This window comes from Acinetobacter sp. C32I (genome assembly GCF_023702715.1).
Classification (GTDB): domain Bacteria; phylum Pseudomonadota; class Gammaproteobacteria; order Pseudomonadales; family Moraxellaceae; genus Acinetobacter.
Window position 1 is genome coordinate 789,118 of record NZ_CP098480.1, and the last position, 15,333, is coordinate 804,450.

The 15,333-nt window shown below is 40.8% G+C and carries 14 protein-coding genes; 9 read left to right on the plus strand and 5 right to left on the minus strand.

What is annotated here, in order from left to right; translation table 11 throughout:
* Positions 1-12: 12 nt before the first annotated feature.
* Genes NDN13_RS03760 through lpxA form a run of 4 tightly spaced genes read left to right on the plus strand, consistent with a single transcriptional unit; the run spans position 13 to position 2,864 of the window.
* Positions 13-513, plus strand: a complete 501-nt coding sequence (locus NDN13_RS03760) for an OmpH/Skp family outer membrane protein (RefSeq protein ID WP_251117217.1) — start codon at positions 13-15, stop codon at positions 511-513.
* A gap of 3 nt (positions 514-516) precedes the next feature.
* On the plus strand, positions 517-1,587 hold the full coding sequence (gene lpxD / locus NDN13_RS03765; RefSeq protein ID WP_251117218.1) for a UDP-3-O-(3-hydroxymyristoyl)glucosamine N-acyltransferase: 1,071 nt from the start codon (positions 517-519) through the stop codon (positions 1,585-1,587).
* Between the two features lie 6 nt (positions 1,588-1,593).
* Complete coding sequence (fabZ, locus tag NDN13_RS03770) at positions 1,594-2,079, plus strand: 3-hydroxyacyl-ACP dehydratase FabZ (protein ID WP_004653316.1); 486 nt, start codon at positions 1,594-1,596, stop codon at positions 2,077-2,079.
* Positions 2,076-2,864, plus strand: coding sequence for an acyl-ACP--UDP-N-acetylglucosamine O-acyltransferase (lpxA, locus tag NDN13_RS03775; protein ID WP_016540266.1), 789 nt, complete (start codon positions 2,076-2,078; stop codon positions 2,862-2,864). The genes fabZ and lpxA overlap by 4 nt, the downstream gene beginning before the upstream one ends.
* A 45-nt stretch (positions 2,865-2,909) precedes the next feature.
* Here lpxA and NDN13_RS03780 read toward each other — a convergent pair whose 3' ends face one another.
* Positions 2,910-3,842 (minus strand): AraC family transcriptional regulator, encoded by a 933-nt coding sequence (locus tag NDN13_RS03780; protein ID WP_251118158.1) that lies wholly within the window; start codon positions 3,840-3,842, stop codon positions 2,910-2,912.
* Between the two features lie 189 nt (positions 3,843-4,031).
* Between NDN13_RS03780 and NDN13_RS03785 the strand changes: the two genes are divergently transcribed.
* A complete protein-coding gene (locus tag NDN13_RS03785; RefSeq protein WP_251117219.1) occupies positions 4,032-5,276 on the plus strand; it encodes an alkane 1-monooxygenase in 1,245 nt (414 codons plus the stop codon).
* A gap of 158 nt (positions 5,277-5,434) precedes the next feature.
* On the plus strand, positions 5,435-6,787 hold the full coding sequence (gorA, locus tag NDN13_RS03790; RefSeq protein ID WP_251118159.1) for a glutathione-disulfide reductase: 1,353 nt from the start codon (positions 5,435-5,437) through the stop codon (positions 6,785-6,787).
* Between the two features lie 24 nt (positions 6,788-6,811).
* On the opposite strand, the gene NDN13_RS03795 is transcribed toward gorA, so the two are convergent.
* Together NDN13_RS03795 and NDN13_RS03800 are read right to left on the minus strand one after the other, a co-directional pair.
* Positions 6,812-8,167 carry a sensor histidine kinase gene (locus tag NDN13_RS03795; protein WP_251117220.1) on the minus strand — a complete coding sequence of 452 codons (1,356 nt, stop codon included), beginning with the start codon at positions 8,165-8,167 and terminating at the stop codon, positions 6,812-6,814.
* Between the two features lie 5 nt (positions 8,168-8,172).
* Positions 8,173-8,835, minus strand: coding sequence for a response regulator transcription factor (locus NDN13_RS03800; protein WP_251117221.1), 663 nt, complete (start codon positions 8,833-8,835; stop codon positions 8,173-8,175).
* Positions 8,836-8,944: 109 nt separating this feature from the next.
* Here NDN13_RS03800 and dsbD point away from each other — a divergent pair, with 109 nt between their 5' ends.
* The 3 genes from dsbD to dsbG are packed head-to-tail and all read left to right on the plus strand — an operon-like array spanning position 8,945 to position 12,473.
* Positions 8,945-10,882: a protein-disulfide reductase DsbD gene (dsbD, locus tag NDN13_RS03805; protein WP_251117222.1), complete on the plus strand. Its 1,938-nt coding sequence runs from the start codon at positions 8,945-8,947 to the stop codon at positions 10,880-10,882.
* Positions 10,882-11,730, plus strand: coding sequence for a TlpA disulfide reductase family protein (locus tag NDN13_RS03810; protein ID WP_251117223.1), 849 nt, complete (start codon positions 10,882-10,884; stop codon positions 11,728-11,730). The genes dsbD and NDN13_RS03810 overlap by 1 nt, the downstream gene beginning before the upstream one ends.
* Positions 11,727-12,473, plus strand: coding sequence for a thiol:disulfide interchange protein DsbG (gene dsbG / locus NDN13_RS03815; protein WP_251117224.1), 747 nt, complete (start codon positions 11,727-11,729; stop codon positions 12,471-12,473). Before NDN13_RS03810 ends, dsbG begins: the two co-directional genes overlap by 4 nt.
* A 94-nt stretch (positions 12,474-12,567) precedes the next feature.
* Here the strand turns inward: dsbG and NDN13_RS03820 are convergent, their stop codons facing one another.
* Positions 12,568-13,767, minus strand: a complete 1,200-nt coding sequence (locus NDN13_RS03820; protein ID WP_171549118.1) for an acyl-CoA dehydrogenase family protein — start codon at positions 13,765-13,767, stop codon at positions 12,568-12,570.
* Between the two features lie 15 nt (positions 13,768-13,782).
* The gene (locus tag NDN13_RS03825; protein ID WP_251118160.1) at positions 13,783-15,069 is read right to left on the minus strand and encodes an acyl-CoA dehydrogenase family protein; all 1,287 of its coding nucleotides are present in this window, start codon (positions 15,067-15,069) and stop codon (positions 13,783-13,785) included.
* Positions 15,070-15,333 lie beyond the last annotated feature (264 nt).

A 15,333-nucleotide genomic window follows, 5' to 3' on the forward strand; every position in this document is an offset into this window, starting at 1 on the left:
AAGGATGTAAAAATGAAAAAATTAGTAATGCTGATGTTAGGTTTAGGCTTCACGGTTTCTGCGTCAGTAAATGCAGCAGGCCTTGCAGTGGTCGATTTGGCTAAAGTTGTTGAGAGCAGTACTTATCTGAAACAGCAAAATGCAAGCCTCACTCAATCAGTTAAACCAACCTCAACTCGTCTTGAGCAATTGGGTAAAGAACTCGAATCTTTACAGCAAAAAGCACAGACCGATGGTCAAAAAATGAATCAAGCTGATATTCAGAAGTTGACTGCTCAGTATCAATCAAAGCTGAGTGAATTTAATTCGACTCAACAGGGTTTGCAGACCAAAGTTCAGTCAAGTTTACAGGCAATGAATACGACTTTTGAGTCTCGTGTGAAGCAAGCTGCTGAACAATTGCGTAAAGAGAACAACTTAGACTTTATTTTGAATAAAAATTCTACGATTGCCTCTGACGCTCAGTATGATTTAACTGATAAAATGATCCAAAAGGTCAATGCTATTAAATAATCAATGAATAGACGTACTTATCGTTTAGAAGAAATTGCTCATCTTGTCCAAGGTGAGCATTTTGGTGAGAAAGACTTCCAAATTTCAAATTTGGCGAGTTTAGAGCATGCGCAAAAACACCATATCTGTTTTGTGAATGGTGAAAAATACTTGGAGCAAGCCGAAGCAAGTCATGCAGGTGTGTACATTGTCACCGCAGTCCTGAAACAACAACTCACAAATAAACAAAATTTTATTGTTGTTGACAATCCTTATCTGGCTTTTGCCACCTTAACCCATGTATTTGAAAAAAAGATAACTCAACGCGGCATTGAGCGCACAGCCCAGATTCATCCTTCTGCAATCATTGCTGATGATGCTTATGTCGGGCATTATGTTGTTATTGGTGAAAATTGCGTGGTGGGAAATAATACCATTATTCAAGCACATGCATTTCTTGATGATCATGTTGAAGTGGGTAAAGATTGCTTTATTGATGCACATGTTACGATTACTGGAGCAGCAAAACTGAAAGATCGGGTTCGTGTTCACGCCAATACCGTGATTGGTACAGAAGGTTTTGGTTTTGCGCCTTACCAAGCTAAGTGGCATCGTATTGCTCAGTTAGGTTCAGTCCGTATTGGAAATGATGTCCGTATCGGTTCAAATTGTAGTATTGACCGTGGTGCATTAGACGATACAATTTTGGCAGATGGTGTCATTATTGATAACCTTGTGCAAATTGCTCACAATGTTCAAATTGGAGAGAATACTGCGATTGCCGCAAATTGCGGAATTGCAGGAAGTGCGAAAATTGGCAAAAACTGTATCATGGGTGGTGCATCAGGGGTAGTTGGACACCTTACAATAGCGGATAATGTGACACTTACGGCAATGTCAATGGTCACAAGAAATATTTCTGAGCCTGGAACCTATTCTTCAGGAATGGGACTTTTTGAAAATAGCCACTGGAAAAAGACGATTGTACGCTTAAGACAATTAGCAGATGTGCCATTGACCCAAATCACTAAAAGACTTGATCATATGCAAGCTCAATTAGAGTCCCTTGAATCAACCTTTAAGTTGCGTAAATAATTTATTATGACTGAGTCTACTTCTCCAGCATTTACAATGCCTGAATTACCGATGGATATTCTTACGATTCGTGAATATTTACCCCATCGTTATCCATTTTTATTAGTCGATCGTGTTACCGAAGTAACTGAAAATAGTATTGTCGGTTATAAAAACGTTTCGATTAATGAAGAGTTTTTACAAGGGCATTTTCCAACCTATCCAATTATGCCAGGTGTGCTGATCATTGAAGCTCTCGCACAAGTTTCTGGTATATTAGGTTTTGTACTTACAAATCAAAAGCCAAAAGCAGGTTCTTTGTTCTTGTTTGCGGGTGCTGAGAAAATCAGATTTAAAAAACAAGTTGTTGCGGGTGACCAGCTCATCTTAAAATCTGAACTTGTGATGCAAAAACGTGGCATTTACAAGTACAATTGTACCGCTAGTGTTGATGGCAAGGTTGCCGCGACAGCAGAGATTATTATTTCCCACCAGAAAATAGAGCAGACATGAGTAGTCAAAATTTAATACATCCTACAGCAATTATTGACCCGTCTGCAGAAATCGCTTCTGATGTACAAATTGGTCCATATTGTATTGTAGGTCCAAATGTAAGTATTGACTCTGGTACCAAATTACATTCACATGTTGTTATTGGTGGTTTTACGAGAATTGGTAAAAATAATGATATTTTCCAATTCTCGAGTATTGGGGAAATTTGCCAGGATTTGAAATATCAAGGCGAAGAAACTTGGCTAGAAATTGGCGATCATAATTCGATTCGTGAGCACTGTACGTTGCATCGCGGTACAGTCCAGGACCATAGTTTGACCAAGATTGGTAGCCATAACTTATTAATGGTGAATACGCATATTGCACATGACTGTGTGATTGGGAACCATAATATTTTTGCCAATAATGTAGGTGTCGCTGGGCATGTGCATGTTGGTGATCATGTGATTGTCGGCGGTAATGCGGGTATTCATCAATTCTGTAAGATTGACTCTTATAGTATGATCGGTGGGGCTGCTTTAATTCTTAAAGATGTTCCAGCCTATATCATGGCCTCTGGTAATCCTGCACGTGCTTTTGGTATGAATATCGAAGGGATGCGTCGTAAGGGCTGGTCTAGAGATACCATTCAAGGTTTAAGAGAAGCCTATAAATTAATCTATAAATCTGGTTTAACCACTGAACAAGCGATTGAACAGATTCGTAATGAAATTCTAGTGAAGACGCCTGAAGCGCAATTGTTTATTGACTCTTTAGAACAGTCAACTCGCGGTATTGTGCGTTAATTGCTAGATTGAAAAAAAAAGACACCGCGGTGTCTTTTTTTATGCTTAATTTTCCTGTTCTACAAACTGCTGACGATATTGTTTCGGAGAGTGTTCAAAAGTACGTTTAAAAGCCTGACTAAACGCAGTTTCTGAAGAATAGCCAACTTTATTGGCAATTTGTTGTACAGAATAATTACTTTTGCGTAGATACTGGCTGGCTAAGCGCATACGATGTTGCTGTAAATAAGCGAGAGGTGATTCACCAATTACTTCATGGAATAGACTGGCAAATTTTGAACGTGACATACAACATTGTTCGGCAAGTAATTCAACCGTCCAAGCATCTTCTGGATGATTGTGAATTGCGGCAAGGCTATTACTCAGTTCAGGATGATTTAAAGCGCTGAGCCAACCATGTTGACTTGAGATTTGTTGAATATGATCTCGAATACATTTGATTAATAAAATATTGACCAAATGATCGATGATGATATCGCGGCCTGCTTGAATATTCTGGGTTTCTAAAGCGAGAAAATGCAAACCGATCTGTAACCATTCGGGCGCATTGGTATCTCCATGCTGGAGATGGATCAGTGCGGGTAAGGCCTGAATAAACGGTTTCGCCATAATGGTGTCGATTTGGCAGCGAACGGTCAGGATCAGATTTTTCTCGGATGAGTTTGTACCGAACTCAATGGCATCTTCTTTATGACCATTAAAAAACTTTGAAATATCAACGGCATCAACTAATTTAGTGATGGCATTATCTGCACCGGTATGTGCTTTTCCTGATGGAATCACCACAATTTCACCTGCATGTGCAGTTAAACTATTTTGCGCGTCAATTTGAATAAAAACAGAACCAACTAAAACAATATGAACAATTAAGGCGGTTTGATCTTGGCAGATGAAACTCCATTCTCCTTGAGTTTTCAAGTAGAGATATTCAGTGTGATTTAAATGTATATCAGCAAATATTTTACTTAAAGCATCCATATGATTATTTAACGATGTATTCATTTAAATTATAGAGAGCTGCGCTAATAACTCAATATGTGTTTATAGGACAAAAACAGGGTGGATGATGCCAAAGACTTTGACATAGGTTTTTTGGACGCTTGCAACTGTCATGAAATTCATAATTCCTCAGAATATACGTATATATACAAAGACATGGATTCGATGATGAATGCGCCAGTAAATGTTGAGCAAGAACTTACGCCAGTAAGCATTCCAAAGTCAAAAACTCAGTTGGATCGTAAACGTTATTTATGGGCCATTAGCCCAGCTTTACCTGCAATCGGAATTGGTATTTTAGCAGGTTATCAATTTGCACCACGCCCATTGAAGAAAATTTTTGCTTTAGGTGGACCAATCGTTTTACATATCATCATTCCAACGATTGATACTATTATTGGTAAAGATGCCAATAATCCAACAGATGAAGATATTAAACTGCTTGAAAAAGATCCGTATTACTCTCGCTTGGTGAAAAGCTTTATTCCCCTACAATATGCAGCCAATGTATATGCATGTTATTTAACCAGTCGTAAAGAAACATCGTTCATTGATAAGATTTTTCTTGGTATTTCGATGGGTGCCATCAACGGGATTGCGATCAATACCGCACATGAATTGAGTCATAAACATGATCGTATTGACCATATTCTGTCGCATTTAGCGCTTGTGCCAACAGGTTATAACCATTTCCGAATTGAACATCCTTATGGCCACCATAAACGTGCTGCAACACCTGAAGATCCAGCATCTTCACAAATGGGTGAAACATTCTATGAGTTCTGGCCACGTACCGTGATTGGTTCGTTTAAATCTGCAATTGAGATTGAAACCAACCGTTTAAAACGTAAAGGTAAAGAATTCTGGTCAACTGAAAATGAACTTTTACAAGGTTGGGGCATGAGTGCTGCTTTTCATGCATCGATGGTCGGTTTGTTTGGTAAAGGCGTTATTCCATATTTAGCGACTCAAGCATTCTATGGCATTAGCTTGTTTGAGATTATTAACTATATCGAACACTATGGTTTAAAACGTAAAAAAGACAAGAATGGTAAGTATGAGCGTACCATGCCAGAACATAGCTGGAACAATAATAATATTGTGACCAACTTATTCTTGTATCAGTTGCAACGTCACTCAGATCATCATGCTTATCCGACACGTCCGTTCCAGGCTTTACGTCATTTTGATGAAGCGCCTGAATTACCAAGTGGTTATGCAAGTATGCTATTACCTGCATTAATTCCACCACTATGGTCGAAAATGATGGATAAACGTGTATTTGATCACTACAAAGGTGATTTGAATAAAGCCAATATTTATCCAAAACGTCGTGCCAAAATCTTTAAGAAATTTGGTGTGGTTGATCAGTCTTTAGAACAGGTTCAGATTGAAGCTGTGACTGCTGAATAATCAAAGCTTTCCCAAAGCAGGGCACTGATGAATCATCATCAGTGCCTTTTTATTTTCTTGTATAAAAAATTTAAAAAACAACGGCTTTTATACTTTGTTGCTGTATATCTATACGTGAGAACAAACAAGAATCTTGCAATTGATTTTATGAGGCGATGATGACAAAACATTATGATTATATTGCGATTGGTGGCGGTAGTGGCGGGATTGCATCAGTCAATCGTGCTGCGATGTATGGAAAAAAATGTGCCTTGATTGAAAAATCTGAAATAGGCGGGACTTGCGTCAATGTTGGTTGTGTTCCTAAAAAAGTGATGTGGTATGCCGCGCATGTTGCTGAATCGATTCAAAAATATGGTCCTGATTATGGTTTCAATACTAAAGTTGAAGCATTTGATTGGCAGATCTTAATCAATAATCGGCAAGCATATATTGATCGCATTCATCAATCTTATCAAAATAGCCTAAGCAAGAATAATGTTGATCTTATTCAGGGTGCGGCTTATTTCATTGATCAACATACCATTGAGGTTAATGGTGATCGCTTCACAGCAGATCATATCCTGATTGCAACAGGGACACAGCCCTCATTACCTAAAATAGATGGGGTGGAATATGGCATAGATTCGAATGGCTTCTTTGAATTAAGTGCTTTACCAAAAACCACCGCAGTGATTGGTTCAGGTTATATTGCGGTTGAATTGGCGGGTGTACTGAATGCTTTAGGCTCTCAGGTTGGATTATTTATTCGTAAGGATTTGCCTGTAAGACGTTTTGATTCTTTCTTAAGTGAAGCCTTAGTCGAAGTAATGCGGGCAGATGGCATTACTGTACATACCCAAGCAGTACCGCAAAAAGTTACAAAAAATGCAGATGGTTCCGTGGTACTCCATTTGGAGAATGGTGAACACCACACGGTTGATTGTCTGATCTGGGCCACTGGTCGAGAGCCAAATACTGCAAGTTTGAATCTAGAGAAAGCCAATGTCCAACTAGATGAACGGGGCTATATTCAGGTCGATAAATTCCAGAATACTTCACAACAAGGCATTTATGCCGTTGGCGATATTATTGGGAAAATGGAGTTAACACCGGTTGCTGTAGCTGCTGGACGCAGATTGTCCGAACGACTCTTTAATCATAAATCTGATGAGCATTTAGATTACGACAATATTCCAACTGTGGTGTTTAGCCATCCTCCAATTGGAACAGTGGGGATTACAGAGCAAGAAGCCATTGAGCAATATGGTCAAAAAGAGGTTAAGGTCTATAACTCATCCTTTACTGCCATGTACAGTGCCATTACTCAACATCGCCAACCGACCAAAATGAAATTGGTTTGTGTTGGCGAGAATGAAAAAATTGTTGGGATTCATGGGATTGGTTTTGGGATGGATGAGATTTTACAAGGCTTTGCGGTGGCATTAAAAATGGGAGCAACCAAGAAAGATTTTGATAATACGGTTGCGATCCATCCTACCTCGGCAGAAGAGTTTGTCACCATGCGCTAGGGTCTGATCATGATCTTATCTGTTCTATCCTTGAACAGATGAAATAACGACTTTAAGACCACTTGGGAGATGATGGCTAAAGCGAATGCGATAGCCATATTTCTCAAGTAATTGACTGACCAAGGCTAAACCGAGCCCGTGTCCATCGTTCTGTGCGGATTTACGCCAAAATCTTTGGGTCAGTAGATTTAACTCCGCATCGCTTAATCCCTTGCCATGATCGCTCACAATTAAATCGTCTTGTTCCATGTAAATGTGTATGGAGGGCTGTGCATGTAGGTATGCATTCTCAATCAAGTTTTTCAGTACAATACTGAGCGTAGCATGGGGGAGTGCGATAGCGGATAGACTGGTCCAATCAACGTCTAATTGTTGTGATAGATCAGTATATTTTTTTTCAAGCTCAGTGATGACGTGTTTTAAACAAAGACCAACATCTGTTTGGTCTGATACTGGTGGTAGCTGAGTTTCGGTTTTGCTGAGTAATAGAAGCTGTTCAAGTAATTGCTGGTAACGCTGAATACTTATTTCTGCTTTTTCTAGATTATTGAGTAACTTCTCAGGCTCTATTTGAGTTTGTGCTAACATCAGTTTGCTTAATTGCACATGGGTTTTAATTGCAGTTAGTGGGCTGCGCAGCTCATGTGCAGCGAAGGCACTAAAGCTCTTTTCATTTTCTAAACTCTGGTGCAGGTTCTGCACCAGTTCAACTAGGCTATCAACAAATGGCTGGATTTCTTGAGGAATATTTTGAGCTTTGAGCTCAAGCAGCTCTGTTGTCGCAGTGGAAAAATGCTGTTTCCTTTGTTTGACACGCTGGGCAATCTGATCAAGAGGTTGAAATTCAACACGAACTATCCATAGAATTAATAAGATACATAAAATTAAGGTCAGAATTAAAGGGATCAGTACCGACTGTAAAATCTGTTTGAGTAAGGAATAGCGAAGCTGTAATTTCTCGGCAGTAACAACTTGTATATGTCCTTTTTGCAATACATAACTGCGCCACTCCATATTATTTTCTTGCCATGTACTAAAACCAACATGTCGTGTTGAAAGTTTGGGTGAGCCTTGGGTTCTGACAATCACTTGTGGATCAGTTCCAGAACCAGAGTTCAAAAAGGAAACCTCACAAACCAGTAGATTTTGACTGTCATGCTTTTGTTGTGCCGAGTTTAATGTGTCGATAATTTCATTCACAGGAAGTTGCTGAATTAAATGAGCAACCATTTGAGCGGATGCGGAAAGACGCTGATCTAAGGTAGATTGCAAGCGTTTTTCTAAATCGACATAGAGCCAGTAAAAGACCAATGACCAAAGTAAGATAAACACAATGGAAATTGTGGTCACCAAGCGCCATTTTAAACTATAACTTTTCATCTCTTTTACTCGGCTACTTTTAGCATATAGCCCACACCACGAATTGTTTGAATAATATCTGGGTGGATTTTTTGTCGAAGATGATAGATATGCACATTAATCGCATTACTCTCGATACTTTCCTGAAAACCATACACTTTATCAATTAAGTTTTCGTTTTTGAGGATTTGATTCGGATAAAGCATAAACGATTCAAGCAAACTATATTCACGACGTGAAAGCGTTAAGAGCTGTCCCTGATAATAGGCTTGCTGCGTATCTGGGTGAATTTGTAGCTCACCAATTTGAATCGTATTGGAGGAGTAACCTCTATTTCGTCTTGTTAAGGCGTGAATTCGGGCAATCAATATACTTAAATCAAAGGGCTTGGTCAGGTAATCGTCGGCCCCCACATTCAAAGCTTCGACACATTGCTGGGTTTGGTTACGTGCGGTCAGTACCAGTACGGGCACATGCAGTTCATCTTTGCGCCATGTCTGTAACAAGTCCAGTCCATCTTGATCAGGTAAGCCGAGATCTAGCAAACATAAATCCACAGCGCTGTTACGGATAAAATAATCGGCAGCTTTGGCTGTATTTACATGCTCAACTGAAATACTGAGATAATCCAAGGCAGCGATAATACTTTCAGCAATATAGGGATCATCTTCAACGAGTACGACAAACATGGCTTTTCCTCAATAGAGTCCCTATTCTACAAATAAAAAAGCGCCTTAATGTTCTCTTAATTTTGCTTGTTTGATAATGCCAGCATGTTAATGCTTTAGATCAGATGGTATGCGATTTCAACTCTTAATCGGTATGGTCCTTGGATTAAATACCGTAGCGTGGGCTGGGAATGATTTTTTACATCCTGACCAAGCTTTTAAGTTCCAAGCCAGTTCAATTTCTAAAGAAAAGGCTGAACTCAATTGGGACATCGTCCCCAATTATTATTTATATCATGACCAGTTTAAGCTGAGCGTCAATGGTAAAAATATTGACTTAAAATTACCGAAAGGGCAGGAAAAGGATGATCCAACCTTTGGTAAGACCAATGTGCATTATCATCAAGTCACCGCTCAATTCGAGGTGCAGCCGAATCAGTTATACAGTGTGCAATGGCAGGGTTGTGCCGATGATGGACTCTGTTATCCTGTACAGAGAACAACGATTCAAACCGATGCAGCAGGTTTATTGCCCCAACAAAAGTTCGCATCAGCACAAACTAAATTGGCACTTTTAGTTCAAGAGCCACAAAAAACGACGGATACTTCGGAACCGTTGAATCGCCAAGACTTAAATACGGCTCCGAGTGTAGCTACACAGGCTGAAGCTAGTAAACCCAGTGAACCTACTCAACAGATCAATGATTCTACGGACACAACGAATATTCAGCAAGATTCAGTAACGCAGAGTACAACTGCAGTTGCTGAATCAAGTAGCCAGCAGCAGGTGAGTGGCAAAACATTCAAGCAAGCTTGGAACAATGATCAATTTTTTCTTAGCCTGCTTTCCAGTCAAACGGTTTGGCTTAATCTTATTGCGTTCTTGGGGTTTGGGGTTTTATTGGCATTTTTACCCTGTTCATTACCCTTGATTCCAATCCTGTCCAGTATCTTGGTACAACAGAACAAGAGGCGTAAGGCAGCACTGATTGCGCTGACTTTTGTCACCAGTATGGCTTTGGTCTATGCCGTGATGGGATTTGTGGTGTCACAAATTGGCTTTAATGTTCAGCGTTGGTTTCAAAACCCAGTGGTGATTGGCTTATTTGTACTGATGTTTATTGCATTTGCACTTAATTTATTCGGCTTGTATCAGCTGTCTCTGCCACAGTCGGTATTGCAACGTTTAGATCGAATCCAACAAGGGCAAAAGGGCGGTACGCTATTCAGTGCGGCGATCATGGGGGCATTATCCGCTTTAATCGTAGGTCCTTGTATGAGTGCACCACTTGCGGGTGCTTTACTCTATGTTTCACAGCTTGAACATGGCATGTTAGGTGGGCTTTACTTATTCCTGATGGGCTTGGGCATTGGCATTCCAATTTTTATTGCCAGTGTTTTTGGGGTGAAATACCTACCGAAACCAGGATTATGGATGGAGCGTCTCAAGTTCAGCTTTGGTTTTGTTATGTTAGCCTTAGCGGTATATTTTGCTCGACCATTATTCGCAAGTGCCTTGTATTATTCCATTCTTGCACTGGTTTTGATTGCAATGGCAGGTTATCTGATCGTAGTGTTGCGTTATGTACAAAAGCTTTCTTATCGCTTGATATTGCTTGGTCTTGTTGGGGGGCTCACAGCGAGTAGTATATGGCAAATACAGTTGGCAGCCTCTTCTTTTCATCAGCAACGGGTATCCTCCTTACACGCATGGACTGTAGTTCGAAATCAACATGAATTTGAACAGGCACTGGCACAACATCCGAATCAAGCAGTATTGATTGATGTGTATGCCGATTGGTGTGTGGCTTGCCAACCGATTGAGCGAGATGTCTTACCTGCACCAGAAGTACAAGCGGCGATTGAACATATGGTCCGTATTAAGCTTGATTTAACTCATTATGAGGCTTCTCAAGACATTCTTCTGAAGAACTGGCAAATTTTAGGACCTCCCACCGTTTTATTTCTCGACTCAAATCATCAGGAAATTCGGGATTTACGTTTAACGGGAACCTATAAAGCAAAGCAACTAGTTCAAAATATTCAGTCGATGTCTGGGGAGAAATAATGTTTATTTCCTCAGAAGCCTTACATCTCTGGATTTTTATCTTGCCGTGGTCATTCGTGATTATTCTGGCGGGACTATGCAGCGTACAGCTATTCGGCCTGTATTTAAGTCGTCGCTTTCTCTGGTCAACCGCGCTTTGGCAGGGTTATAAGGATTCGCTCTGGACGGCGATTCTGATCGGACTGCTTGCTGCACGATTCGGTTTTGTCGTGATACATGCAGATGTCTATTTCGCTCATCCGATTGATATTTTAAAGGTTCAGGATAAAGGCTTTCATCTCTATAGCGGCTTGGTTGCTGCGAGTGTATGGTTTATTTGGAAAAATCGTTTTTTAAACCATGCCGTCATTGCGGGCAGCTTGGTCATCTTCTTTGCGGTGCTATTGGGTGGCCTAGGCATACACAATAGATTTCAGGCTGAACAACAATATCCAGAACTCACTTTTTCTGATCTTAATCAGCAAGCCCAATCTTTAACTCAATTTGTAGGACAACCGACGGTCATTAATCTATGGGCCAGTTGGTGTCCACCTTGTCACCGTGAAATGCCTGTGTTGTATCAGGCTCAACAAGATCATCCCAATGTTCAGTTTGTGATGCTGAATCAGGGTGAAACACCCGATGTGATTCACAATTATTTGCGACAGCATCAATTCCAGTTTCAGCATGTGTTATCCGATCCGCATGGAGAAATGGCGGAGCAGATGAATATGTTTGGACTGCCAAGCAGTTTGTTTTTCAATGCACAAGGCCAGCTGGTGGAACGTCATTTAGGCGAACTTACGCCTGCAATGCTGAAACAATATCTACAAAAAATCACTCAACTTAATGAGGGAGTCTCTCAATGAATCCATATCTTAAACTGTTCGCTGTGACGGCATTTGCAATGTCTTCAACATCGCTTATTGCCGCAGTTCCAAGCATTAAGCAAAAACTGGAAAAGGAAGGTTTTAGCTTTGTAAAGCAAATTGAGGCACCCGAGCAAATGACAGGTTGGGCTGGGCATATGCAGCAAAATCCAATGACGGTTTTCATCTCAAATGACAATAAATATTATATTGTTGGGGATCTGCATAATGCCAAAGGTGATAACTTAACTGTTGATGCGTTGAATAAACATGTGAAGCAATCTGTTTTGGATGATGTTTGGAAAAGTCTGGAAAAATCGGCTTGGATTCAGGATGGCAATGTCAAAGCACCCCGAATTATTTATGTCTTTTCCGATCCAAATTGTCCGTATTGCCATGCTTTTTGGGAAAAGGCCCGTCCTTATGTGAAAGCAGGTAAAGTGCAATTGCGTCACATCCAAGTCGGTGTGATTCGTTCTGAAAGTCGAGGACAGGCCGCAACACTACTGGCTGCTTCAAATCCACAACAGGTTTTTGAAGCATTTAATGCGGCGAAAGGGAAACAAAAATTGAAAGAATTAAAACCGATTCCGACGCATCTAGCAGAAAAACTGGAAGCTAATGAAGAGATGATGAATAAATATGGCTTTTATGCAACGCCGGCTTTAGTCTGGAAGAATGCTCAGGGCGGATTAGAAACGGCGCAGGGCTTACCCAAGGATTTAAAAAGTGTTTTTGAATAAAAATCGGTGAATGGAAATACGGATTCATATCGGGATGAATCAAACAAAAAGGACGTTATGAAAACGTCCTTTTTAGATTGTCACCGATTCATAATTATTTTAGTTCACTTGATGATTTACCCAATTCACGGCGGGCAATGATCAATTGCTGAATTTGTTGCGTACCTTCAAAAATATCCAGAATTTTTGAATCACGGGCCCATTTTTCCAATAACTCATCTTCACCATAGCCGACACTTGCCGCTAGCTCGACACATTTGAGTGTGATCTCATTCCCTACACGGCCTGCTTTGGCTTTGGCAATGGATGCTTCTTTCGAGTTCGGCTTTTTATTGTCTGCCATCCAGGTTGCCTTAATCATCAATAATCGTGCAGCTTCCCACTCAGCTTCCATACGATAGATTTGTGCCGCTAGGTTTGAGGTCTGTAAGTAGGGTGTTAAGTAGTCTGGATCAAGCTGATCTTTAAATATTTCCTTGATGCGTTCTAGCGATGCTTTGGCGCAACCAATCGCCATTGCAGCGACCAGTGGACGGGTATTGTCAAAGGTTTCCATTACACCTGCGAAACCTTTAGCCACATCAATTTCTGGGTTGCCCAATAAATTGGCAGCAGGTACACGACAGTCGATAAAGCTGATGACCGCTGTATCTGAGGCTTTAATCCCCAGTTTGTGTTCAAGACGTTCAACTTTCATGCCGGCTGTGCCTTTTGGTACTACAAAAGACTTGATTGCAGCGCGACCTAATTTTTTATCCAAGGTTGCCCAGACCACAACCGAATCAGCACGTTCACCCGAAGTGACAAAGATTTTCTCGCCATTCAGAATATAATCATCACCATCTTTAGTCGCCGTGGTACGAATCGCGGCCGAATCCGATCCACAACCCGGCTCGGTAATCGCCATGGCCGCCCAAGTGCCTTTGAAACGTTCTAGCTGTTCGTCATTGGCAACCGCTGCAATTGCTGAGTTGCCTAAGCCTTGACGGGGCATACTAAGGAGCAAGCCTGTATCGCCATAACACATTTCAATGATACCTAGCGCAGCAGACATATTGCCGCCATTGACAATGGCATCAAGATTGGCAGTGCCACGTTTACTGGCATTGGCTGCACCCACACCTTCACCACTTTCATTCATACCGTCCAATAAAGCCGCCAGCATATCCAGTTCTTTCGGGTAGGCATGTTCAGCTTTATCGTATTTACGTGAAATTGGACGTAGCACATTGAGCGCCGTTTCGTGTGCTTGATCAACCAGCATTTTGAATTTTTTCGGATTTTGTAAATTCATTATTGTTCTCCAAAATTAAGCATGTAAGCCAGAATGCAAGATTGCCGTTGCACGAAGATCACGATACCAACGCTCAACAGGATGCTCTTTGGTAAAGCCATGACCACCGAGAATCTGAACACCATCGGTACCCATTTTCATTGATTTTTCAGCACAGAGCAGGCGAGCAAGATAGGCTTCACGATGGAACGGTTTGCCAGCTTCTGCCAAACTGGCAGCATTTAAAACCAGCATACGCATCGCATCGATTTCAATCGCCATATCAGCAATCATAAAAGCCACACTTTGACGATGCGAGATTGGTTCACCGAAGGCAGTACGTTCATTGGCATATTTGATACAGTAGGCTTTGATTGCTTCACAAGTCCCAATCGCCATGGCACACCACATCAAGTTGCCAAGATCAACAAAAGCAGTGTAATCAAAATCAGCATCCCCTAAGCGTAAGGCTGGCGTTTGATTAAATTGAAGGGTCGCTGTTTCAGCAGCTTTTAGGCCCATTGCAGGGTTGGCTTTGATGGCAATCGTTTCATTGGATTGCACCACGAAAATATCAGGTTGACCGTTGAACTCCGCACTGACCAAGAACACATCGGCAATATCACCTAAAAGCACTAAGCTCTTTTCACCCGTAATATAGAACTGTCCATTGGCTTCAGTTGCCGTGGTTTTTAACTGGTATGGGTTAAAAGCAGCTGTTGCTTCCTGAAATGCGAAAGTCGCCGTAACATCCGTATCTTCTGCAAACACAGGTAAGTACATCGATTGAACTTGGGTTGAGCCCCAACGAGTCATTGCATTGATAACACTGAAGGTGCTGAGTAAACCTGCAGTCAGACTGAAATCACCCTTAGCCAAGCTTTCCGCAATCAGAATATTACTCACAATATTTTGTTCTGCTGCCACACCACCCAATGCCTCTGGCAAAGCATAATAGTTGAGCCCCAAATCAACCAAATGTTGCCACAGTTGTTCGGGGAATTGTGCATGATGATCTGCATCATGTGCCAATGTGTACAGGACTTCTTCAGCAAATTGTGACATGGCATCAACGGTCATTTGCTGTTCTTCAGTCAGACTGAGATCAAACAGATTTTTGTTGGTCTGATTTGGGAGGCGTTGTTTATCGAGCGGTTGTGGCTTAAATGCTTTTTGTGTTTTATTGAGTACTTTAAAGCCCGTTTTTGAACCTTGATATAATGATTTTTCTACAAATTTTCTTAATTTGAGTTGATCAAGCATTTCGCTTCCTGCGAGTTTAGTGATCAAAGATAGCCCAAACCCTTGAGCTTTATTCATCATATTCGACATGGTTTTATCCTGAAGGATGGTTGTAAATTTATGCTGACATGCTCCTGATCAAAAGACTATGTCTTGTTTGACATGCTGACTAGAGAAAGATAAAGGGTAAATAAGCAGGTTTTTATTTTGTATTGTATTGTTTTTTATGATTTAAAAAAAATATCAAAAAAATAATTTTAAAAAAAATTGACCAAAATGACAGAGGCTCGGTTTCGTTAGAATCGCTTTGTCATTCAGTCTGCTGAATCTGTGATTTATTTACAA